The 22,600-nt window shown below is 67.8% G+C and carries 20 protein-coding genes, 2 tRNA genes and 1 pseudogene; 10 read left to right on the top strand and 13 right to left on the bottom strand.

The window, feature by feature from the left end; translation table 11 throughout:
* Positions 1 to 67 precede the first annotated feature (67 nt).
* The 8 genes from ATK36_RS16705 to ATK36_RS33600 all read left to right on the top strand — a co-directional run bounded on the left by ATK36_RS16705 (position 68) and on the right by ATK36_RS33600 (position 7,075).
* Positions 68 to 565, top strand: a complete 498-nt coding sequence (locus tag ATK36_RS16705; RefSeq protein ID WP_098514940.1) for a DciA family protein — start codon at positions 68 to 70, stop codon at positions 563 to 565.
* A 197-nt stretch (positions 566 to 762) separates the two neighbouring features.
* Positions 763 to 2,730: a DNA topoisomerase (ATP-hydrolyzing) subunit B gene (gene gyrB, locus ATK36_RS16700; RefSeq protein ID WP_098512409.1), complete on the top strand. Its 1,968-nt coding sequence runs from the start codon at positions 763 to 765 to the stop codon at positions 2,728 to 2,730.
* Positions 2,731 to 2,858: 128 nt separating this feature from the next.
* The gene (gyrA, locus tag ATK36_RS16695) at positions 2,859 to 5,444 is read left to right on the top strand and encodes a DNA gyrase subunit A (protein ID WP_098512408.1); all 2,586 of its coding nucleotides are present in this window, start codon (positions 2,859 to 2,861) and stop codon (positions 5,442 to 5,444) included.
* Between the two features lie 35 nt (positions 5,445 to 5,479).
* Entirely contained in the window at positions 5,480 to 6,106 is a 627-nt protein-coding gene (locus ATK36_RS16690) for a DUF3566 domain-containing protein (RefSeq protein ID WP_098512407.1), read from the top strand.
* 50 nt (positions 6,107 to 6,156) lie between these two features.
* Positions 6,157 to 6,230: transfer RNA gene (locus ATK36_RS16685), tRNA-Ile, on the top strand.
* Between the two features lie 260 nt (positions 6,231 to 6,490).
* Positions 6,491 to 6,664, top strand: coding sequence for a DLW-39 family protein (locus tag ATK36_RS16680; RefSeq protein WP_098512406.1), 174 nt, complete (start codon positions 6,491 to 6,493; stop codon positions 6,662 to 6,664).
* Between the two features lie 25 nt (positions 6,665 to 6,689).
* Positions 6,690 to 6,762: transfer RNA gene (locus tag ATK36_RS16675), tRNA-Ala, on the top strand.
* Between the two features lie 172 nt (positions 6,763 to 6,934).
* Positions 6,935 to 7,075 (top strand): hypothetical protein, encoded by a 141-nt coding sequence (locus ATK36_RS33600; RefSeq protein WP_245914807.1) that lies wholly within the window; start codon positions 6,935 to 6,937, stop codon positions 7,073 to 7,075.
* Positions 7,076 to 7,345: 270 nt separating this feature from the next.
* Here ATK36_RS33600 and ATK36_RS33595 read toward each other — a convergent pair.
* The 6 genes and pseudogenes from ATK36_RS33595 to ATK36_RS16645 all read right to left on the bottom strand — a co-directional run.
* A pseudogene (locus tag ATK36_RS33595) lies at positions 7,346 to 8,356 on the bottom strand (recombinase family protein); the annotation flags it as partial.
* A gap of 202 nt (positions 8,357 to 8,558) precedes the next feature.
* Positions 8,559 to 8,828, bottom strand: a complete 270-nt coding sequence (locus tag ATK36_RS16665; protein ID WP_098512405.1) for a hypothetical protein — start codon at positions 8,826 to 8,828, stop codon at positions 8,559 to 8,561.
* 420 nt (positions 8,829 to 9,248) lie between these two features.
* The gene (locus tag ATK36_RS16660; protein ID WP_170069775.1) at positions 9,249 to 10,163 is read right to left on the bottom strand and encodes a replication-relaxation family protein; all 915 of its coding nucleotides are present in this window, start codon (positions 10,161 to 10,163) and stop codon (positions 9,249 to 9,251) included.
* 37 nt (positions 10,164 to 10,200) lie between these two features.
* Complete coding sequence (locus ATK36_RS16655) at positions 10,201 to 11,277, bottom strand: type IV secretory system conjugative DNA transfer family protein (RefSeq protein ID WP_141544467.1); 1,077 nt, start codon at positions 11,275 to 11,277, stop codon at positions 10,201 to 10,203.
* A 40-nt stretch (positions 11,278 to 11,317) separates the two neighbouring features.
* Positions 11,318 to 11,728 carry an ATP-binding protein gene (locus tag ATK36_RS16650; protein ID WP_141544466.1) on the bottom strand — a complete coding sequence of 137 codons (411 nt, stop codon included), beginning with the start codon at positions 11,726 to 11,728 and terminating at the stop codon, positions 11,318 to 11,320.
* Positions 11,718 to 12,995 (bottom strand): hypothetical protein, encoded by a 1,278-nt coding sequence (locus ATK36_RS16645; protein WP_098512401.1) that lies wholly within the window; start codon positions 12,993 to 12,995, stop codon positions 11,718 to 11,720. Before ATK36_RS16645 ends, ATK36_RS16650 begins: the two co-directional genes overlap by 11 nt.
* A 1,015-nt stretch (positions 12,996 to 14,010) precedes the next feature.
* On the opposite strand from ATK36_RS16645, the gene ATK36_RS16640 reads away from it, so the two are divergent.
* Entirely contained in the window at positions 14,011 to 14,292 is a 282-nt protein-coding gene (locus ATK36_RS16640) for a DUF6221 family protein (protein ID WP_098512400.1), read from the top strand.
* A gap of 201 nt (positions 14,293 to 14,493) precedes the next feature.
* Here the strand turns inward: ATK36_RS16640 and ATK36_RS16635 are convergent, their stop codons facing one another.
* The 6 genes from ATK36_RS16635 to ATK36_RS16615 form a co-directional block, all read right to left on the bottom strand.
* A complete protein-coding gene (locus ATK36_RS16635; protein ID WP_170069774.1) occupies positions 14,494 to 14,991 on the bottom strand; it encodes an LppA family lipoprotein in 498 nt (165 codons plus the stop codon).
* A gap of 104 nt (positions 14,992 to 15,095) precedes the next feature.
* Complete coding sequence (locus tag ATK36_RS16630) at positions 15,096 to 16,877, bottom strand: alpha/beta hydrolase (protein ID WP_098512398.1); 1,782 nt, start codon at positions 16,875 to 16,877, stop codon at positions 15,096 to 15,098.
* Positions 16,877 to 17,185, bottom strand: a complete 309-nt coding sequence (locus ATK36_RS16625) for a hypothetical protein (protein WP_098512397.1) — start codon at positions 17,183 to 17,185, stop codon at positions 16,877 to 16,879. The genes ATK36_RS16630 and ATK36_RS16625 overlap by 1 nt, the downstream gene beginning before the upstream one ends.
* Positions 17,186 to 17,954: 769 nt before the next feature.
* The gene (locus ATK36_RS16620; RefSeq protein WP_170069773.1) at positions 17,955 to 18,746 is read right to left on the bottom strand and encodes a Scr1 family TA system antitoxin-like transcriptional regulator; all 792 of its coding nucleotides are present in this window, start codon (positions 18,744 to 18,746) and stop codon (positions 17,955 to 17,957) included.
* Positions 18,747 to 18,881: 135 nt separating this feature from the next.
* Entirely contained in the window at positions 18,882 to 19,058 is a 177-nt protein-coding gene (locus ATK36_RS32275; RefSeq protein ID WP_170069772.1) for a hypothetical protein, read from the bottom strand.
* A 25-nt stretch (positions 19,059 to 19,083) separates the two neighbouring features.
* Positions 19,084 to 19,746, bottom strand: a complete 663-nt coding sequence (locus ATK36_RS16615; protein WP_141544465.1) for a hypothetical protein — start codon at positions 19,744 to 19,746, stop codon at positions 19,084 to 19,086.
* Between the two features lie 942 nt (positions 19,747 to 20,688).
* Between ATK36_RS16615 and ATK36_RS16610 the strand changes: the two genes are divergently transcribed.
* Positions 20,689 to 21,705, top strand: coding sequence for a hypothetical protein (locus ATK36_RS16610; RefSeq protein WP_170069771.1), 1,017 nt, complete (start codon positions 20,689 to 20,691; stop codon positions 21,703 to 21,705).
* A gap of 4 nt (positions 21,706 to 21,709) precedes the next feature.
* Here ATK36_RS16610 and ATK36_RS16605 read toward each other — a convergent pair whose 3' ends face one another.
* A complete protein-coding gene (locus ATK36_RS16605) occupies positions 21,710 to 22,600 on the bottom strand; it encodes a 1-aminocyclopropane-1-carboxylate deaminase/D-cysteine desulfhydrase (protein ID WP_098512393.1) in 891 nt (296 codons plus the stop codon).

Raw genomic sequence — 22,600 nt, 5'->3', positions numbered from 1 at the left:
TGATGGTGAGGGCCCCGCTGGGCCGAACGGGAGCGCGCCTGGGGAGCAACCTCGCACCGGCCGCGACCTGGCGCACGCCGCACTCGAAGCGGCGAAGGCGAAGGCACGCGAACGCGGTGCGCCCCCGAACCTGCGTCGTGGCCGGATCGGTGGTGGGGGCACCGGGCAGCACCCGCGCCGTCGCCGCTGGTCCGGGCCGGGCGCCGATGCTCGCGATCCACAGCCGCTCGGCAGGCTGGTCTCCCGGCTGATCAGCGACAGCGGCTGGCAGGACACGATGACCAACGCCCGGGTCTTCGGGCAGTGGGCACGGCTGGTCGGCGAGGACGTCGCCGAGCACGCCCAGCCGGTGACGCTCAAGGACGGCGAGCTGACCGTGCGCGCGAGTTCCACCGCGTGGGCCACGCAGCTGCGATTGCTCCAGGGAAAGCTGCTCGCGAAGATCGCCGCGGGGGTCGGGCACGGGGTGGTCAAGCGGATGCGGATCCAGGGCCCGACCGCGCCGAGCTGGCGGAAAGGCCCGCGTCACGTGCCCGGCCGGGGCCCGCGTGACACGTACGGCTGACCGGGGTTGCGCCACGGCCGGATGAGTTCCCCGAGAACCGCGTGACGACGCTCCGGATACGAGCGGACTAGGCCAAGGGTGATTTCGCGCCGCTGTGACCCGCTGAGGGGTGTCCTTGCCGCATGTGAGCGAGGGCGGCCAAGTACACTGGTGAAGTATCGAACGTCCGCTGGGCGAGACGAGGAGAAACAGCGCCGGTGACAGAGAACAAGAGCGAGTACAACGCGTCGTCCATCACCGTGCTCGAAGGCCTCGAAGCGGTCCGCAAGCGTCCCGGCATGTACATCGGTTCCACCGGTGAACGCGGCCTGCACCACCTTGTCCAGGAGGTGGTGGACAACTCCGTGGACGAGGCGATGGCGGGCTTCGCCACCAAGGTCGAGGTTACCCTGCTCGCCGACGGCGGGGTACGCGTCGTGGACGACGGCCGCGGCATCCCGGTCGATCTGCACCCCAAGGAGCAGAAGCCGACCCTCGAAGTGGTGCTCACCATCCTGCACGCGGGCGGCAAGTTCGACAGCGACTCCTACGCGGTGTCCGGTGGCCTGCACGGCGTCGGCGTCTCCGTGGTGAACGCGCTGTCCACGAAGCTGCTGGCGGAGATCCAGGTGGGCGGCCGCAGCTGGCGCCAGCTGTACACCGACCAGGTGCCCGGCCCGCTGGAGGACCTCGGTCCGGCCACCGAAACCGGCACCACGATCACTTTCTGGGCAGACTCGAATATTTTCGAGACCACCACGTACAACTTCGAGACCATCTCCCGGCGGCTGCAGGAAATGGCGTTCCTCAACAAGGGCCTCACCCTGTCGCTGCGCGACGAGCGGGTGTCGGATGAGGAGACCGAGGCCGACGCCGAGGGCAAGCAGGCCCGGGTCAAGGAAAAGGTCTACTGCTACCCGGGCGGGCTTGAGGACTTCGTCAAGCACATCAATGGCAGCAAGGACCCGATCCACGCGAGCGTGATCTCCTTCGAGGCCAAGGGCACCGGTCTTGAGGTCGAGGTCGCGATGCAGTGGAACACCGGGTTTACGCCGTCGGTGTACACCTTCGCGAACACGATCAACACGCACGAGGGCGGCACCCACGAAGAGGGTTTCCGCGCCGCGCTCACCCGCGTGGTCAACGCGTACGCGCGCGACAAGAAGCTCCTTCGCGAGAAGGACGCCAACCTGACCGGCGACGACGTACGCGAGGGGCTCGCCGCGATCGTCTCGATCAAGCTGGCCGAACCGCAGTTCGAGGGTCAGACCAAGACCAAGCTGGGCAACAGCGAGGCCAAGACGTTCGTGCAGCAGCAGTCCAACGAATGGCTCGCGGACTGGTTCGAGCGCAACCCGGCCGAGGCCAAGACGATCATCAACAAGTCGATCTCCTCGGCACAGGCCCGGCTCGCCGCGCGCAAGGCCCGGGATCTGGTCCGCCGCAAGGGCGCGCTGGAGATCGGCGGCCTGCCCGGCAAGCTCAAGGACTGCCGCTCGAACGATCCGGGCGAATGCGAGCTGTACATCGTGGAGGGCGACTCGGCCGGTGGTTCGGCCAAGGAGGGCCGCGACTCGATGTACCAGGCGATCCTGCCGATCCGCGGCAAGATCATCAACGTGGAGAAGGCCCGGATCGACCGGGTGCTGAAGAACACCGAGGTCCAGTCGCTGATCACCGCACTGGGCACCGGCATCCACGACGATTTCGACCTCTCGAAGCTGCGCTACCACAAGATCGTGCTGATGGCCGACGCCGATGTGGACGGCCAGCACATCCGGACGCTGCTGCTCACCCTGCTGTTCCGGTTCATGCCGCAGCTGGTGGAACACGGCCACGTTTATCTCGCGCAGCCGCCGTTGTACAAGATCAAGTGGCCGCGGTCGGAGCCGGAGTACGCGTACTCGGACAAAGAACGCGACGGCATGATCCGGGCCGGTGCCGAGGCCGGGCGGAAGCTGCCCAAGGACGACGCGATCCAGCGCTACAAGGGGCTCGGCGAGATGAATGCCGAGGAGCTGTGGGAAACCACGATGGACCCGGCCAACCGGCTGCTGCTCAAGGTCACTCTCGACGATGCCGCGCAGGCCGATGACCTGTTCTCGGTCCTGATGGGGGAAGACGTCGAGTCTCGGCGTTCGTTCATCACGCGCAACGCCAAGGACGTGCGTTTCCTCGACGTGTAGGAGACCTCGGTGACCAGGCTTGAAGACTGCCCGGTGTGTTTCGGGACCGGCCGGGTTCGAGGAAATACTTGTCCGCGATGCGGTGGGACCGGTTCCACCCGGCCGCCGCGTGAAGAGAAGAGCCCGTAGTGACCGAAACCTTGCCGCCGGAGCGCGATCGGATCGAGCCGATCGACATCCAGCAGGAGATGCAGCGCTCCTACATCGACTACGCGATGAGCGTGATCGTGTCCCGGGCGCTGCCGGACGTGCGCGACGGTCTCAAGCCGGTGCACCGCCGGGTGCTCTACTCCATGTTCGACTCCGGGTTCCGCCCGGACCGCGGGTACAACAAGTGCTCCCGCGTCGTCGGCGACGTCATGGGCAACTACCACCCGCACGGCGACTCGGCGATCTACGACGCCCTCGTGCGGCTGGCCCAGCGCTGGTCGATGCGGTACCCGCTGATCGACGGGCAGGGCAACTTCGGCTCGCCGGGCAACGATCCGGCTGCCGCCATGCGGTACACCGAGTCGCGCCTCGCGCCGTTGGCCATGCAGATGCTGGCCGATATCGAAGAGGACACCGTCGACTTCCGCGACAACTACGACGGCCGCACCCAGGAACCGGACGTGCTGCCGTCGCGGTTCCCGAACCTGCTGGTCAACGGCAGTTCCGGGATCGCGGTCGGGATGGCGACCAACATCCCGCCGCACAACCTGCGCGAGGTCGCCGACGGCGTGGTGTGGGCGCTGGAGAATCCCGAAGCCACCGACGACGAGCTGCTGGCCGCGCTGCTCGTGCGGATCAAGGGCCCGGACTTCCCGACCAAGGCGATGATCCTCGGTACCTCCGGCATCGAAGACGCCTACCGCACCGGTCGCGGCTCCATCCGGATGCGCGCGGTGGTCGAGGTCGAGGAGGACGCGAAGGGGCGCACCACGCTCGTCGTGTCCGAGCTGCCGTACCAGGTGAACCCGGACAACCTGGTGGAGAACATCGCGCACCTGGTGCGCGACGGCAAAGTCGTCGGCATTTCGGACATCGCGGACGAGTCCAACAGCCGGTCCGGTATGCGGATCGTGATCACGCTGCGCCGCGACGCGGTGGCCAAGGTGGTGCTGAACAACCTCTACAAGCACACCCAGCTGCAGCAGAACTTCGGCGTGAACATGCTGGCCCTGGTCGATCAGGTGCCGCGCACGCTGCGGCTGGACCAGGTCATCCGGCATTACGTCAATCACCAGATCGACGTGATCGTGCGGCGGACCCGGTTCCGGCTACGCAAGGCCGAGGAACGCGCCCACATCCTGCGTGGCCTGGTCAAGGCGCTGGACATGCTCGACGAGGTCATCGCGCTTATCCGGCGTTCGCCCTCGGCCGACGAGGCCCGGCCCGCCCTGATGGAACTGCTGGCGGTCGACGAGATCCAGGCCACCGCGATCCTGGACATGCAGCTGCGCCGGCTGGCCGCGCTCGAACGGCAGAAGATCATCGACACCCTGGCCGAGATCGAGCTGGAGATCGCCGACCTCAAGGACATCCTGGCGAGGCCGGAGCGGCAGCGCACCATCGTCCGCGACGAGCTGACGGGGATCGTCGACAAGTACGGCGACGACCGGCGTACCCAGATCATCCCGTTCGACGGCGACGTGTCGGTCGAGGACCTGATCGCGCAGGAAGACGTCGTCGTCACGATCACCCGCACGGGGTATGCGAAGCGCACCAAGACCGATCTGTACCGCTCGCAGAAGCGGGGCGGCAAGGGCGTGCAGGGCACCGCGCTGCGGCAGGACGACATCGTCCAGCACTTCTTCGTGTGCTCCACTCACGACTGGATCCTGTTCTTCACGAACAAGGGCCGGGTATATCGCGCGAAGGCCTACGACCTGCCCGAGGCCAACCGCAACGCGCGTGGCCAGCATGTGGCGAACCTGCTGGCCTTCCAGCCGGACGAGCAGATCGCCCAGGTCATAGAGATCCCGAACTACGAGGTGGCGCCGTACCTGGTGCTCGCCACGCAGCGCGGGCTGGTGAAGAAGACCAAACTCACCGACTTCGACTCCAACCGCGCCGGCGGCCTGATCGCGATCAACCTGCGCGAGGGCGACGAGCTGATGGGCGCGGTGCTCGCCGCGGCCGAGGACGACCTGCTGCTGGTGTCCGCGGGCGGCCAGTCGATCCGCTTCCACGCCACCGACGAGGCGCTGCGCCCTATGGGCAGGCCGACCTCCGGTGTGCTGGGCATGCGGTTCAACGACGGTGACGAGCTGCTCGCGATCGGCGTGGTCAAGGAGGACAAGTACCTGCTGGTCGCGACTGAGGGCGCGTACGGCAAGCGCACCTCGATCGAGGACTACCCGGTGCAGGGCCGGGGCGGCAAGGGTGTGCTCACCATTCAGCACGACAGCAAACGTGGCAGGCTGGTGGGGGCGCTCATCGTCGACGAGGACGACGAGCTGTTCGCCATCACCTCCAGCGGCGGAGTCATCCGCACGCCGGCGCGTGACGTGCGCAAGGCCGGTCGGCAGACCAAGGGCGTGCGGCTGATGAATCTCGGGGAGGGCACCACTCTTCTCGCGGTGGCACGCAACGCCGACGAGGGCTCGGACGTCGCCACTGATGGTGAAGAAGGTGCCGCGGAACCCGGCGGTGAAGCCGCCGTCGCGACCGGGGAACCTTCGACCGAGAACGAGCCGACCACAGTAGAAGACGGGACGGCGCCGGAGCAGTGAGCGGCGCCCCACGCACGGGTAAGGACTGACTCAACGTGGCACCATCCGACAAGTCCGACGGCAAGTCGGCCACTCCGCCCTGGCAACGCACCGCCAAGGACGGCGGCGACTCCGAGGCCACGGTCTCGACCGGGGTCGCCACCTCGGATGCGACCTATGCGGAGCAGGAGCCGGAACACTCGGCCGCCGGCCATGCGGCGGCTCCGCTTTTCGGTGACCCCCCGGCCGGCGGCGACGTGCCGCCGGCCGGGCGCACCCGCCCCACCCCGAGCGCGCTGCGCCGCCCCGGCCGCGGCCCGCGGCGGGCCAGCCTGCAGATCAAGCGGTTCGACCCGTGGTCGGTGCTGAAACTGGCGCTGGTGCTGGGTGTCGCGCTGTTCTTCGTATGGCTGGTCGCAGTCGGTGTGCTGTACACGGTGCTCGACGGCATGGGCGTCTGGGACAAGCTGAACGGCACGTACTCTTCGCTGGTCGGCGGCGAGGGCGCCAGTGCCCCGGCGGACCCGCTGATCAGTGCGGGCCGGGTGTTCGGCATCGCGGCGATCCTCGGCGCGATCAACATCGTGCTGATTTCCGCACTGGCCACAGTGAGTGCGTTCATCTACAACGTGTCGGCGGATCTGGCGGGTGGCCTGGAAGTCACCTTGTCCGAGCGGGAGTAACCCGGTTGCGGGCGCCGAACAGGCGTCCGGTAGAGTTCATTCCGTTCAACGGGCCCATAGCTCAGGCGGTTAGAGCGCTTCGCTGATAACGAAGAGGTCCCAGGTTCAAGTCCTGGTGGGCCCACCCGATTGGCCGATCCTTGCTTGTTGCTGGCGCAACTTCGCGGGGATCGGGTGGTGATTATTCCCGGGGGGTGACCCCCGGACCCCCAGGTAAGGCGTGTGGCCCGGTTCGCGTGTGTGCGAGCCGGGTTTTTTGGTGGGTGGGGGTGTGGGGTGGGCGTGGGTGGTGGTTCCACGTGGAACCGGGTGGGGGAGGAGGGGTGGGGGGCGTGCAGTAGCATCGGGGGTGGCTCAGGGTAAAGATGTCGAAGGGGGCTCCACGTGAAGAAGCTGCTGGCACTCGCGGTCATCGTGGGCGGCGTGCTGTTTGTCGTCAAGCGCAACAAGGCTGCCAAGGCTGAGGCTGACTTGTGGCGGGAAGCTACTGCCCCGAACGGGCCGATCTCGGCCAACGGCAGTACTCCGGCCAAGGCTGCGGACGCCTCGCGCAACTGACCTACTCGCGGACTTCGTCCGCATCGGGCCTGTAGCTCAATTGGTAGAGCACCGCCTTTGCAAGGCGGGGGTCAGGGGTTCGATTCCCCTCAGGTCCACCGATGTAGTCATTGTGCGAACCACTCCTTTCGGGGCCGTTTCCGCTGGTAGAGCGGTTGCGGCCTCGTTTGCGTTGCGGGGTTGGGGGATGCGGAACACGGGCTTGAGCGTGGTGGGTCCGGTGATGGTGACCTTGACGATGAGGGCTTCGATCAGGGCCTTGGTCTGGTTGTGGCTGCCCTCAGCGGCCACGTCGCCGATGTGGTCGGCGACCTCGGCGAGCGTAGCGGGGTCGGGTGCGGTGGGGCCGTCGTCGAGGTCGGCGGTGAGGTCGTCGCGGCGGGCCTGGAGTTCCTTGAGCCGCGCCCGTAGACCGTCGACACGGTCGGCAACAAGGTCTTCCTTCATCTTGCCGTTCTCGAACGCGGTCAGGTAGCGGTCGATGGCCTGATCGGTAGTGGTGAGCTGGGTCCGGACGGTAGCGAGTTCGGCGCGCCGGTCGGCGTGCGCGGCCCGGTGGTGGGCCTGCTCGGCGGTGATCGCGTCGGTGATGAGGTCGTACCGGGTGCGGTAGAACTCGGCCAAGGCGTCGAGGATCGCGGCGTCCACCGCGTCGGCGTTGAGGCGTTTCGCGTCACACTTGCTGGCGTCGTAGCGGGCCAGGTTCCAGCACGTGTAGTAGCGGTAGGTCTTGTTCCGCCCGGTCGCCCGGGTGCCGATCATGGGTTTACCGCACTTGGGGCAGCGCAGGCGGCCGGTGAGTACGTAGTCGGAGCCGGACGCGGCACGGTGGGCGTGGGACTCGCCGCGCGCGTCGAGGATGACTTGCGCCTTGTCCCATACGTCGGTCGTGATGATGGCGGGGTGGGTGCCGGTCTTGGTGGCCTCCCGGAACGACAGTTCGCCGAGATAGACGCGGTTGTTCAGGGCGCGGATTACCTGGTGCCCGGACCAGCGCCCCCCGGTGGTGGTCCGGTGGCCCCGGTCGTTGAGCACCTTCGCGATCGAGCGGGTGCCGAGCCGGTCGCGGGTGTAGAGGTCGAAGATCAGGCGGACGATCACGGCTTCGGACTCGTCGGGGGTCAGGGTGTCGGTGGTCTTGTCGACCTGGTAGCCGAAGGGCCGTTTCCCGCCCTTCCACTTGCCGTTGGCGTGCTTGCGTTCCATGCCGTTGATGACGCGGTCGATAATGGTGTCGCGTTCGAACTGGGCGAACATGCCGAGCATCTGCACCAGCATCCGCCCCATCGCGGTCGCGGTGTCGAACGGCTCGGTAGCCGACCGGAACACCACCCCGCACTCGTCCAGCTCGTCGAGCAGCGTCACCATGTCCGACAGGTTCCGGGAGAATCGGTCCACCCGGTAGACCAGCAGCACGTCAATCAACCCGGCGCGCGCGGCGGCGAGCGCGCGTTGCAGCCCGGGACGGTCGGTGCTCGCGCCGGAGGCGTCATCGTGGAACCGCTGGGACAGCCGCCAGTCCGGTTGCGACTCGACATAGGCACCGAGGCGGGTGTCTTGGGCTTCGATGGAGTAGGGCTGGTGTTCGTCGTTGGTGGAACGCCGGACGTAGATCCCGACCCGTACCGTGTCGAGGTCATCGAGGGTGCGGATGGTCTTGAGACCGCGCCGTTTCGTCGCCGATCGCGTCATGGTGTGCCGACTCCCCTGTGTGGTGCGGTCGTGCCGGGGACTTACCTGTGAAACCGGGCTTGTGCAAGGTTTCCGGCCAAGTCCCCGGCACGCTACTAACATTCACTTAAAACCGCTGGTGGCGGCCATGATCCCCGTTGCTTCCATTGTCCCAAAAGCGAACGGGAAAGTGAAGCGCCCCAACGGGTTTTCTCAGCCCGTTTTAGGCGGCTTTTTCGGTGCTGCCGCTGGTATCGCGGCGGTCTTTCCACGCTCCGATGAGTGCGGCGAGCGCGGTCACCGCGTGGTCGTACTGCTGGGCGGTCATGGGTTCGGTGTCGACGGCCTCCACCGTCCACACCTGGTCTCGTGTGGACGGTCGGCGGAACGGCAGCACCACGCCGCCGGGATCGTTGCCAGCGTCGTCGGTGTCGGTGGCGGCTTCGGTGTGGGCGTGGGTGTTGCGGGGTGGGCGTGGCGTGGCGGCTGGCACGGCGGGTGTCTCCTTGACGGGCGTCGGCGGGCAGGGCATGGGTGTGGCGGGGCGGGTCACCTCCGAATCAGCGGTCGACACAGGTAGCGGGAAGGCCTCGCCTGTAATCCCGGATTACAGCTCGCCCCGGTGGTCACCTCCGAATCAGTGGGCGAGACAGATGCGGGACCGGCTCCGAGACCAGCGGGACGGGCCGAGACTCGGAGTCTCGTTCCGAATCAGCGGGCGAGACCGGGTGTCCCGCCCCGTCTCGCCGGTCCTCGTGTGCCCGGGACGGGACGGATCGTCCGGCGGCGAGGTCGAACACGGCGCGCTGCCCGGCACGGTGACCGATGCAGAGCGCGACGGGCCATCGCGGCCGGCCGCGCCGCCGACAGCCGGCACCCGCGCGGATGGGGCGGCGGATGGGGCGGGCCTGGTTCACGCCGCTGCCTGTCGCGGCACCGAGTATTGGTGTGCGGGTGCGCCGCGCCGTGCCGCGAGCTGGGTGAGGGCGCGGCGCCGGGTCTGCCCGGCGGGCAGCCATATCGCGTCCGTGGCGGGCTCGTTCGGCGCCGGGTGATCGGCAGCGGTGGTGGCGACCGGGACGGGCACCCTGCCAGGCCATCGGCGCGTGATGGCCTCGTGCAGGTTCCGTTCCCGCACGGCGCTGGGCAACCGGAAGAGGACGGGTTTGCCGATGCCGGCGCGGGCCAGTTCGGCGTATTTGGTGATTTTGTCGGTGAGGGTGTCGAGGGTCTCGGTGCCGGTGTCGTGTTCGTAGAAGAACCCGAGGGTGCCGTGCGGGTCGCTGTATTCGCCGTAGCCGTCCGGGCGGACGATCCCGGCGCAGGCGTCGGCGGTGATGGTTTCCGGCCACCACTGCGCGAGCGCGTACCCCTCGCGTGCTCGCGCCGCCCCGGCGAGGCGGGTGAAGAACTCGTTCACGCCAAGCAGGTGCTCGGTGTGCGGCGAGTGCGCCAGCCGCAAGACTTTCTCGGTGACGGTCGAGGGTTTCGGTAGTGGGGTTTCGGTGGCGGCGGCGTGCACGGTCGCGCCGACGTGGCCGAGGGTGTAGCGCCACGGTTGGGAGCCGGGCCAGACCTCGCGCCGGAACCGCGCCAGCACCCCACGCTGATACAGGGCGGTGAGCCGGTGGCGGGCGTGATGCGGCGAGCCGAACAGCAGCCGCGTGACCTGAACTGCGGTGAGTACGCGGTGCCGGTCCAGGTAGGACAGCAACGACATGTCCCGCTCGGTCAGGCCGCGTGAGCGGGCCAGCGCCTCGCCGGTGCTGGCGGGTTGTAGTTGCACCCGCGGGGGTTGGGGGTAGGTATTCCTAGGAAGTTGGGGCACGGGCATAGCTCCTCCACAGTGGACCTATCCAGGGGGTTCAGGCGGCCTCGGGCGGCAACTCGGTAGGCAACTCATAGGCTGCCCACGAGTTGCCCACCGAGTTGTCCACCGAATTGCCGTTACCGAAAACGGTGCCGGGGTTGGCGTTCCAGTGCTGCCGCAACGCGTGCGCGGCCGCACCGACGGCGGGTGTCGTGTCAAGCCTGCGCGCCGAGTCACCTTCGCCGCGCGCCTGTCGTGACAGCCCGGTCCGTGCCCGCGCCGCGCTTCGCAACGTCGCGCCTCGGCCGGGTGGCGCGGCTGGCAGCGGCAGAGTGTCCAGGGTGCACGCCGGCGTGTCCCGGCCGCCCGCGACGGCGCGGGCGACGACCTGAAACGCCGGGCGGCGGCGCAGGCCGTGTTCGTCGATGTCCGGGGCGACGTGCCGCACCAGGCGGCGCGCGTCGTCCGGCGACACCGTGAAGTACACCTTATTCCGGGCGTTGGCGTCGATGCCTTCCCGCACATCCGGCGGCAACTGGGCCTGATGCTGATGCGCCAGCACGAGCGAGACCCGGTAGCCGCGGGCTTCGGCGAGGGCGTCGTCGACGCCGATGGGCAGGTGCAGGAAGTTGTGACACTCGTCCACCACGATCGTCGCGTCCGGCCGCCGCGCGGGCGGGCGGGTGGCGCGGCGGGTGATCTCCTGCCACAACCGGGCGATCAGCAACGACCCCACCAGCCGCGAGAAGTCTTCCCCGATGGCTCCCTTGGGGAGGCGGGCGATGAGGATGCCGCCGTCCAGGACGTCGGCGAGGGTGAAACTCGACCTCGCCGCGCCGAGCAGGGTCCGGGCGAACGGGCGCGTCAGGACCGACCGCAGGCGGGAGGTGACCGGCGCGACCAGCTGGCCCCGCTGCGCCGGGGTGGCCTCGTCGAACGCGGCCCAGAACCCTTCCAGCCCTTCGGGCTCGCCGACCTCGGCCAGCACCTCACGCCGAAATCCGGCGTGTTGCAGCAGGGGGACGATATCGGCCAGTGTCGAGCCGTCCCGGCGGATCAGGGTGAGGCAGGCGGCGCGCATGAGGTCGTCCATGCGCGGCCCCCACGAGGCGGCGTAGAGGCGGCGGAACACCGACACCACCCCATCGGCCACCAACGCCCGCAGTCCCGGGTCAGGGGCGTGCAGGACGTTGAACGCGGCCGGCGCCCGCGTGTTCGTCGGGGTCGAGGATCACCAGCCGATCCCCGCAGTCTCCTGGTAGCCGGTCGATGACGTTGGTGGCGAGGTCGCCTTGCGGGTCGAGCAGCACCACCCCGCGCCCCGCGTCGGCCTCGCCGAGCACGTGATGGGCGAGCCAGGTGGACTTACCCACCCCGGTCACCCCTTGCACGTGCAGGTGATGCCGGGCGTCGGGCACGCTCACCCCGACCAGCTCCGCGAGACCAGTAGTGGTCGCGCCAAGCAGCTTCGGAGACTGCCGAGCCGGATCGGTGAACGGGGTGATCACCAACCCCGCACCGTCGTGGCCCGGGCCGTGCTGGCCGGTGCCGTGCCGGCCGTGGCGGTGGCTGTCAGGCCGCATCCCGCTCACCCCCGGACCCGTCGCGCCGCTCGTGTCCCGGATGCCGGCCCGGGCGGCGCGGCGGCCGGGCACCGTGGCGGTCATCACGGCGCCGGTCATCACGGCGCCGGTCGTCACGGTGGCGGTAGTCATCGAGACGGGGCAGCGCACGGTCGGCCTTGCGTTGCGGCACCTCCGGATGCGGCAGGCCATGGCTGCCGGGCTCGTGCGGCAGGTGCCACAGCGCCGCCAGTTCGCGGGTGCTGGCGATGAGCCCCCGCCCGTGCTCGTAACAGTCGACCTTCCCCACAGCGCGCCGGACCCGCAGGCGGGCCGTGACGTGCTCGTCGGTCGCCAGCGCGGCCAGCACCCCCGCAAGCTCGCGCGTGGCCCGCCGCGCCGGGCCCGCCTTGCGGGTTCCGGCGACCACCAGCCGCACCGTGGCCCGCAGATGCGGCCCCGCCTTCCGCTTGGCCTCGGCTGCCCGCTGCCGCGCCACCACCACCGGATCCGGCTCGGCCGCTGTCCGCGACGACGCGCCACGCGACCCCGCCGATGACGACCGAGACGACGAGGAGAGCGCCCCCTCCACGGAGTTGAGCAGGCCGCGCAGCAGAACGCGCAGCCCCCGGCCGACCCACCCGCCCAGGCCACGCCGGCCCGCCGCGCCACGGCCGCGCCGACCGGTGCCGCGTGCCGGGGACACCACCACCTGCACCGAGGCGAACAAACTCTTGGCCGCGATGTCCGCCAGCGACTCCAGCACCGCCCGCAACGGTTCGTCCTCCACTGCCACGGGGCCGCGTTCGGGGCGGTGCTGGTGATCGACCAGCGGCGCCCACGGCCCCTCACGAGGCACCAGCTCCGTCGCCCCCACCGCGCCACGCGGCAACTCCGGCGGCGCGGTCTCGGCCAGCCCGCACCCGGGCCACGCTTGCGTCACCGCCCGCGCGATCGCGCGGGCCGGAGCGCCACCCGGCACCCACAGGCCCGCGCGAATACGGCCGCCGACGTCATCGGCCCACAGCTCCAGCGCGACCCGCGTCCGCGAGGGCCGTTCGGCGAGTGTCGCCGCGAGCAGCCGCCACAACGGCACCGCACCCTCGGCGGGCAGCCGGTGCGGCGGGGTAATCTCAAAAAACCGCGCCCCGGCCATCTCCCGCGCCCGCCGGGCCCGCACCACCCGCACCAGCACCGCGCCCGCCACCAACGCGAGCGCGGCCGCGACGACCAGCAACGGCCACCACGCCTGAAGCAGCGACCACAGCGTGTGCGACACCCACGCCATGAACCCGGTGACCGTTTGCCCTGGGTCGCAGATCAGCCGCGTCAGCGGCGACCCCGTGCACGACCCCGGCCCGGCCGGGGCTGCACTTATTGTCCCTGTCGTGTTAACATTGTTGTGTAGCAACGGAAAACCTCCAGAGTAGACGTGCGTCGACGACACGGGCGGGCAGCACAAACCCGTCCGCCACACAGGCGAGACCGCAAACATCTCCTGCTTCAGGTGTTCTCGGGCATCCGCGATGCGCACGCCCCGGTCAGACCAGCGACCGTTCCTCCCTTCACTGTTCTCAAGGCGGGGTTACCGGCGGGTTTTTGCAGACCGATTTCCCTCCCTGCCCGGACATCTCGCACGGCGAGCCGGGACGGACAAGGTCCCGGCTTCACCTCAAGAGGCCGGAAATAGCGCTGTTTTTAGACACCAAGCAGCCAAATTCACCCGAACGGCGCCCAATCGGCCGCCGCGCGAGGCAATCCGGCTTCAGGTCCTGTGCGACACGGCAACCAACGGCGAGACGCAACGCATGGGGTGAGGGCTGGCCAGGTGCGGCGTACGACGATCAGGCGCGCACCCAGCGGGCGCAGACGCGAGGGATCGTCGGAACGCCGGACGGCGACAAGGTCAGCAGCGCAGAAGCCTTCGGTCTCGGGCACTGTCGCGGATGCTCAAGGGGTCCGGCTCTAGATAGCCGGTACATGAACCCTCACTACCACCAAGACACCCCCGCCGGGGGTGCCGCGTGCGCTGGACACGGCCGGGACGCTGCGCGCCACCGGGACCTCAACTCCAGACGCCCCCAATCCGAGGAGGGTCGTCCGGCCGGTCAACCCGGGTGACGCCCGCGCTGCGACATCGTCGCCACCCGCGCTACCCTCCTTCCGGTCCACTCGCGGGCAGATCAACATCGCAACCCAGGACTCTCCAGAATGCCTGAGGTTATTCCCACGATCAATGGTCCATTCGGGTGAATATTGCTGCCTGCTTGGCGGGCATAACCGCTCGCGGCTAGCGTTCCCGCGTGGACCTCGCCCGCTTCGACGCCGTCGCCGCCTTCCTGGACGCACGACTGGACGAGGAAGCCGCCAACCCCACCCGCCGCGCCGAAGCGTTCAAAGACATCGAAGCCAAAGTTCGCATCATGAACCGCGCCTACGAAGCCCGCGACCTCGTACGATCCTTCCCCGACGACCCCGGCACCATCGCCATACTCACCGCCCACGCGGCGGTCCTCCGGCACCTCGCCGAGGTCTACAACACCCACCCCGACTACCAACGCAACTGGTGGCCCGAAGACATATGAGCGCTGTCCCCGACCGGGATTATGCCGGGCACGGGCGCGGCGTCGTCCGTCCAGGTGCCCGAGGCGCGGCGGGCGGTGTCGGTGCGCAGGCCGGCCAGGGACGCCCCCCCTACGTAGGCGCAGAATGCTGGGTAAGGTAGCCCAGCCTTGTGGCCGGGCCCATCTTTCATGTTGGGCGCAGATGTGCGGAGTCGCCGGAATTCAGTACGTCGGCGGAGCAGCTGGTGTTCCACGCTTCTTCGCTTCGGCGGTCAAGTGGCAACCCGTGCGCAAGAGAAGCGTGGTGTTGACGGCAGTCCCAAAGTTGAGCTCGGCGTTGTACTGATCACGAAACACGATTTCATGATTGCCTGGTTGGTCTACCACCACTTCGCCGCCGCCGAACCCATATGTTCCTGCCACCTGTCCGACCGTTGATGCAACGTGCTTCCATTGGAAATCTGGAAGGTTGCCCTTGGCAACCCAGTTGGCGAGGCCCTTCACTTCGGCATCGTTTTTTCGGAGGTCGGCGTTTACCGCCGCGAAGTCATTGCCGCAAGCGGCGGAAGACTCCGGGTTTGCCACCTCCCATTTCAGCGCTGGCACTTCTGCCGTTACTTGCTCGCGCACCTTGGCATACAGTTCCTCGTATCCAGCAGCGGCCCGGTCGATATCCGGCCGCTTCATCAGCTCGTTGAACTGCTCGGTCTTCTGGCTCACCGTGGTCTCCGGGGGTACGTCTGGTCCACACGCACTGGCCATCAAAGCCACACATACGACGGCGGCCAGGACAAGGTTGTGCTTCATGAGGCTGCGTCTGACTTTCATCGAGGGGGCGGTTGCGGGTCGCGGCCAGGCGGCGCAGGGATCGGCTGGCCTGGCGCTGGAGGTGGCGATGGCACCTCCCACGGCTGCACATGCCGCACTGTGAGATCCGGCCGGCCTGCAACGACATTCGCCATGTTGTACTGGCTCGTGGAGTTGTTGTCGAGGTACTGACCGTGTTCGTGCGTGGCGTGCAGCGGTTGTCCGCCAAGGCCGGTTGCGTCACCGGTCGACAACTGCTCGATGCTGGCGACCGACCCACCAGAGATTCCCTGATACGGCGAAGTGCCGAAGTTGTGGGCGATGTCCAGACGGGGCACCGGGTCCTGATCTGACCACTCTGAGAACATGTGTCCTTGCGGCACCTTGAGGTCGCTGGGTGTCTGCATATCGAGGCCCGGCGACCCGAAGACCACCGCGTCATGAACTGGGGTGTGCTGCTGGAGGGCAATACCGGTGGTCAGGCTGCCGTAGGAGTGGCCCAGTGCGGTCAGGTGCAGTGGCTGATTGTGGATATCGTGGGACGCGCCGAGACCGTTGAGGAATCCGTCGAGCTTGTGTGCGCCGATCTTCGCCAGGTTGTCGCTACCGACCGACAGGTCAGGGTTCAAGACATCGGAAGTTTGCGGCGCTTCATAGCCGATCCATGTAACGGTCGCCACACTTCCGCCGTCGCCGAAACGATTGGAGATGTTCTGACTGTGCTGACTGAGGTTTTGCATATCGTTGTCGTAGCCTTTGAGGCTTCCATCAACGGTGGACGTAAAACCGGGCGTGAACACAGCCACATGCTCGGCGGTGTCTACGTTGCCCACCGCGATGGCTGCCTTGACGCGCTCACCTGATGTGTCGAGCGTCAATAGTTGGCGGTTACCCTCGGACAGTGTCGAATCGATGACGTCCAGTGACTTCAGTTTCGCTTCGATCTTTTGATATTCGCCAATGGCATTGGACACTAGCCCGGCCGTCGGGTCGGGTATCCCCTTGACTTGGTCGATGTAGGCTTGCGCCGCTGCGAGCTGGCGCTGGAGGTCGACGCGCTCGCCGGGAATGCGGGCGATGTTGGCCTGGGAGCGGACCGCGCCCGGTAGGCCGTCGAGGTTGCCGAGCCAGTCCGGGTGATCGCGCAGCAGAATCGCTTGCCCGGCCGGCGACAGGGAGTTCCACCAGCCCGCGTTCTGGCTCGGTGTGCCGTCTTTAGGCGGTTCCGGCAACGTCAGACCGGGGTCTTTGGCGCCGTCGGCGGCGGCCGCGGTGACGGTGGCTTCGTCGCCGGTACCGAAGTCGCCGTGGTTGGCACGGTCGAAGACGGAGGCGAGATCGTTGTCGATGTCGTCGGCGGTGCGCAGCGCCTGGGCGACGGCGTCGGCGACTTCGGTGCGGGCGCGGGCCCGGTCGTCCGGGTTCAGCTCCGGGGGCGCCTTGTCGTCGGGGTAGCTGTCGGTGACGGTGCCGTTGTCGGCGATCTGGTAGCCGTACTTGCGGGCGAGTTCTTCGGCGTTGGTGATGGCGTGCTGCACGCCGGTGATCGCATCCGCGGCCTGGCCGAGCGCCTTAGCCACGATGCTCGCCCCGGCGGCGAGCTTGTCGATACGCGACATCAGGCTGTGGTGCGCTGATCCCGCGTTGTCGGCGGCCGGCCCCGCCCAGCCTTCCACTGGCATGACCTTGCCGAAGTCGTCACCGGAGTGGGTGAGGATCTGCAAGCGCTGCTGCATGGTGTGGGCGATCTCGTCGAGCTGGCCGGTGTTCCACCGCTTGACGTCGGACAGACTGACCATCAGCGTGGGCCTCGCAGCCGTCCCGCGTCCTCGGCGCTGGTGGCGGCGGCCTGGTCACCCCGCTGATAGTTCTCGGCGGCGGTGCCGAGGTCGCCGCTGTAGCGTTCCGCGTCTCCGCACCACTGGCTGAACGTACGCCCCCAGCCATCGCTGAAGCTGGCGGCGGCACCCGCAGCCCGGCCGCCCGGCACCGCCGTGGCCACGCCGCTGGTGGGCTGTCCGCAGTCCGCGCCGTGCAGCTGACCGACCGCGTCACCACCCGTGCGCCCGGCCGCCCTTAGTGCGTCCGGCACCGTCCGGAACCCCATTGTGTACTCCTCCCCGTAGCTGGAAGATCACACTACGGGAGGCGATCGCGCCTGTTCAACGCCCTGGCGTACGCGTCACAGCCGCGTGTGGCCGACTTGCGTGAATCTGCGCAGCGCGCACGCGTAATTCTACTCAACGCCCGGTGCCGGATCTGTTTCCGGCTCCGGGGACGCTTGATCGAGTTCGGCGGCGATGTCGCCGAGCATCTGCGCCAGCCGTGCACCCGACGCGGGCGGGAGTGTGCCGTCATCGACAGCCCGTCGTACAGCGGTCGCGTCCGCCGCAAACTCCGCCCCGAGATCCGCTCGCGCCGACCAGGGTTGACTACGGTCCGAATGTGCATCCTCGTTGCCCGGCGGGCCGCCCGAAGTCCCCTGCGTGCTCATCGCTACCAGTTCCCTTCTGTTGTCGAGGCAGATTCATGTTTCCCGACAAATCGAACCCCCTTCAGCCTCGCCGAGGGCGACGCCACGTAATGAACACCTCCGTCCACCTAAAGAAACCTGGAATGCGACAGAGAGCGTCGAAAACGAGTACTGCGGGCCACAATGCACCTGTAATTATTGAAGTGATGACGGCCTGCGTCTTGACGCGGCCCTGAAACCACTGCCACGGCATTGATTCGCGAAGACTTCCGTACGCTTCTTGGCCGAAGTAAAAGCCTGCCAGTACCCACAGGTCGACAGAAAGAGTGTTGACAATCATCGCAATCAGATTCCTTCTTGCAGAAAGCGCGTAAGAGTTGATGTCACTTGGTTGGGGGTTCGGTCAGGGCCATGGAGCGTCGGCGATGCCGCCTCGTAGCCATTTGGCGGTCGTGGCGTAGTATGTCACGGACGCTTGATTGGTGAGGAACGCGGCACCACGGTTGTGTGGTATCGCGACTGCGAACGGGCCAGCCTTGTCCTCGTACAAGGTGAACGGTTCAACCAGGCCAGGCGGACAGAAGGACGCCGGAACGAGACCGACGGAAATGCGCAGCAGTTTCGACACGGTGGCGACTTCCTCGATCTGGTCGCAGAGTACGTTTGCGGAGCAGGCGTCGGGCCGGGTGGCGGCCTCGCCGAGAAGGAACACATACAGCTTCTCGGACGTGTTCTCGGCGCAGGCGCGGGCGGATGCCGGCACGAGTTCCCGTGTGCTGGTGTCAGGATTGGGCAGGCCCGATTCCTGAACGGCGCGGGAGTACTCGGCTGAGTGCAGCGCCTTGGGGAACAGCGTCGGCGACCATTCGAACACCGTCGTGGACGACCGCTCGAACCCGGAGCGTAGCAAGCTTTCATCATCTCCGGTTGGATCGAAGTAGTCGGGTTCGTCGACACGGCTTGCGACCGTGATGAGTTGCTTCAACGTGGCCACCGGGGCGCCGAGGACGCCAAGTAGATATCCCACCAAGGTGGCGTCCTGCCGACGGAGGCCGGTTTCGAGAGCCGACAGCTGGGCCGGGCTGATGTTCGTCTTCCTGGCGATGGCGCGGAGGCTCAGGCCGCGCTCCTCACGGAGTCGGCGGAGTTCGTGTGCAATGGTGATGACCGCCGGTCGGGCGGAAGGTCGGGTCACGGGTCGGGCCGTTCTATTCTTGTCGTCGTCTTGTTTGTGAGGTCGTTGAGCCGCATCGGCGCCCCCGGATCGGCGCGGGGAGCGGGGACATGGAGAAAACGTCTTCAGTGGCCGCTGGCCTCTCGTCGAGAACCGTCATTGCCACTTCTCCGGTAGTGTGCGCGGCGTGCGGAACTTGGGCCAGTACGCGTCCACGACCCGCTTCGCTGCCACGAAGTCCTTGTCGGTCATTGGTTCGCCGGGCGCGCGTGGCCGGGCCAGCTGAGCGAAGTCCACCTCAGTCGGTCGCGCATTCGCATCCTCCTCGTTCATCGCCTCTTCCTCTCGCCGCTTGCGCTCAACCGCTCGCCCTCGTTCCGGCTTGTTGCGCCGGCCGGGGATCGAGTGCGGACCGGCCGGAGCCTGCGGGATAGCGAGGAATCGGCAGCGCGTGAATAGCTTCCGGCGGCGCGGTGGGAGACGTCGTCGGTACGCATTCGGCAACGTCGAGCAGGCGAGCACGACGGTGCGGCAGCAAAGGCAAGGGCGGCCGGGTGGCGGCAACGCGACCAGTGCGCCGACCGGCAGCAGCGTCACGCCTCGCGCGGCGCAGTTCCCACCGCAACCGCGACCCCGCCCGGATCAGCAGCTGCGCCGAGCGCCGGTCCGGCGCGAGCATCACCGGACACGCCCGGACCGCCGACCCCGGCAGCTCCAGCGCCGTTGACACGGTCGTCACCAACTCGGCCGGGGCGGTCAACACGTCGAAGTCCTCGCCCGCACGGGCCAGCGCCGCATACGGGGCGACCGACCACCACGACCACACCTCCCGCGCGGTCCGCAGCGTCTGGCCCGACAACATCACCGGCGCCAGCCCGTCCACTCGGGTCGGGGTGTGCCCGAGTGTGTAGCGGCGGCCGTTCCACACCGACCCCGGCAGCACGCCCCACCCGTAGGCTGGGTATTCGATCGCCGCCGCGCGCATCCGGTCACGCTCCGACCTGTTCACTCCGTTCGTCACGTCGACACATCCCGTCGTCGTCACCGGTCCTCACTCCCGGTCGGGGCCGACTCGGGTGGGACACGGCGAGACCGGGCACCGCCGTCAGCCCGGTCCCGCCGTGAGCTTGGTCCGGCCGCCCCGGCGGGGGGCGTCGCGTCGGCGGAGGCAACTGCCGAACGCGGCCCGGGAACGGCCGGAGACTCAGACGCGTGCACGCCCGCCAGCAGGCGAGCAAACACGCGCGACAAGCCACGCCGACGATGACGCGGCCCACACATCCGCTGCTCCACCGACCGCAACGACGCCCGCGCCACCACGAACCGGCGGCACCCCACACACACCGACCCCGGACCCGCCGTCATCGGCGCCGAGAAGAACCGAACACCGCACAAGCCCAGGTACACGCCCTGGGCGGCCATACCGGCCGCCATGGCGTCATCGGTCACCGCGTGATCCACCGGTGCCTGTGCCGACCGCACCCACGTGAGATGGACGCCCTCTGCCACGATCACGGCTTCCGTTCCCCTCGCCCGGAACGCGATGAGAAACTGCAACGCTGCCGGGCTGCCGGTGTTCTCGGTCCGAGCTACGCAGCAAGTCGGTTGTCGCCCTGCCGCCGACCGGCCGGGCGCCGAGCGGGCCTGCGTTCGTACAACCGAGTAGTCATCAAATGCTCGCTTCCTGTGTAGGCGATTCGGTCGTAACGGGCAGCACCCCCGCTTCCGGGGACGGCGGCGAGCTTCGGAGTGCCAAGGAGGACGACCTGCCGTTGGTGGGTTAACCAGATCTACCCGGCGCCGGATGCCTGTCGACTACGAAACCGCAGGTCAGCGTCTCAAACCACCCCGCCCGACCGTGATCTTGAGGAACAAGAGTTCCCTGTTCAGCGGGGAGGGATTGTGGAATACTGGTGAGCGGGTATCGTCCGCGCGACTCATTGGCGACGGGGGAGGGAATGCCATGGCCACTCCGATGCGGAGCGTTCGCCAGGAACAACGACAATTATCGGCCGAACTGCGGGCCGTGGCCAAGACGTGGGTTGAGATCGCTTTTGTCTTCGCCGAGCGTTACCACATCAACATGCGGACGGCTTTACGACTGGCTCGGGGGTGGAGTCAGCGGGAGGCCGCAGAGCAATGGAACGCCCGCTGGCCTGCCGATCCCAAGACATTCAAGAACTTCTCATACTGGGAGCTGTGGCCCGCCGACACCGGCCACGCTCCGTCCCTAGAGGTCCTGGGGAAGCTGGCCGAACTGTACGAGTGTCGCGTGGCGGATCTTGTCAGCGACGGTGCCGACTTCCGTCCGTCCGACACTGCTCACCGCCAGCACCAGCAACTGGCCGTGCTGGAGGGAGCGGCGGACGGCCACGTGATGCGTGATTTCGTGGCCCAGCTCGACCACGTCGACGTGCATGAACTGGCGCAGATGGCGACAGCGTGGGCTCGGGGAGGCGGCACCAGCCGCCGGTCGCTGCTACTCAAGGTCAGCGCGGCGCTGTCGCTCGCCTCGGCCAGCCCGGCCCTCGCCGACGACGCCGAAACCGACGCCGAAAGGCTGGCCGCTCGCCCCTCCGACGACTTCTCCGGCATCTGGCACAGCCGTTACGTCTTTCCCAGTACCGGCCGGGGCAAGACGTTTGCCGGTGAGCACTACGTCGTGCTCCGCCAGCAGGGTACGCGGCTCATCGGGCAGGGCTTGCCGCACAGGCTCGGATCGCGGCTGCGGCTGGAGTTGGTCGTGGACAAGTCGGTGGCCACCGGTACCTGGCGGGAACAGACCTCGCCTACCGGCTACTACAAGGGTGCGACCTATCACGGCACGGTGCAGATGGTGGTCGACCCAGCCGGCCGCCGCATGAGTGGCATGTGGCTGGGCTTCGGCCGCGACTTCACGATCAACAGCGGCGAGTGGTGCCTGACCTGGTGCGAGGCGGGCATCTCGAAAACGACTCAGCGGGCCTACCACAAGGCCTGAGCTGTCAGCTCAGCACTGCTGCGATGGTGGTGCCGGGCGCGAACGCGCCGGAGACGATGCGGTCGAACAGGCCATACATCATCTTGGCCTCGTACACCCAGTCGAGCGTGATGCCCTGTCGTGACTCGAAGCCCGCAATGAACGCGTCCAGCTCCGGTGTCCGCTTCGCGTACCCGCCGAAATGGCAGTCGTAGTCGATAGCCCAATTGTCGGTCTCGCGGCCGAAAGCTTCGCGCTGAAGCCGCCGCACCTCATCATCGAGGAACCGCCCACCCTTGAGCACGGCGAAGCCGAGTGCGCGCCTGCGGCCTGTCAGGCCAGCCGCGATCCCGGCCAAGGTGGTGCCGGTACCACACGCACAGCAGATGACGTCGAACTCCGTTTCGATCTCACCCGGTAGCTCGGCACATCCACGTACGCCCGGCCCGTTGCTGCCACCCTCGGGGACGACGTAACAGGGACCGAACTGGTCCGTGAGCTTCGCCAGCACCTCCCGTTCAGCCTTGCGTCGATAAGTTGCGCGGTCCAGGTAGGTCAGCCGCATGCCACGGCTGACGGCGTACGCCAACGAGCCGTTCAGCGGCTGGTGCTCCTCACCCCGCACCACGCCGATCGTCTCGAAATCGTAGAAATGACCGGCGGCGGCTACAGCCCGGATGTGGTTGGAGTACGCACCACCGAAGGTCAAGAGCCGAGAGTGGCCCTGAGCCCGTGCCACCGCCAAGTTGTACTTGAGCTTGCGCCACTTGTTGCCAGGAATCTCGGGGTGAATGAGGTCGTCCCGCTTGAGGTAGAGCCTGATCCCGTCCGGCGTCAAACGGTCGTCGCGCAGTTCGACCAGCGGTGAGGGCACGGCGAGGGCGAGCCTGCGCGGGTCCGGCTCGCTAATGGTCAC

Source organism: Amycolatopsis sulphurea (assembly GCF_002564045.1).
In the GTDB taxonomy this organism is placed as follows: Bacteria; Actinomycetota; Actinomycetes; order Mycobacteriales; family Pseudonocardiaceae; genus Amycolatopsis; species Amycolatopsis sulphurea.
This window is presented reverse-complemented; position numbering and strand designations above follow the sequence as displayed.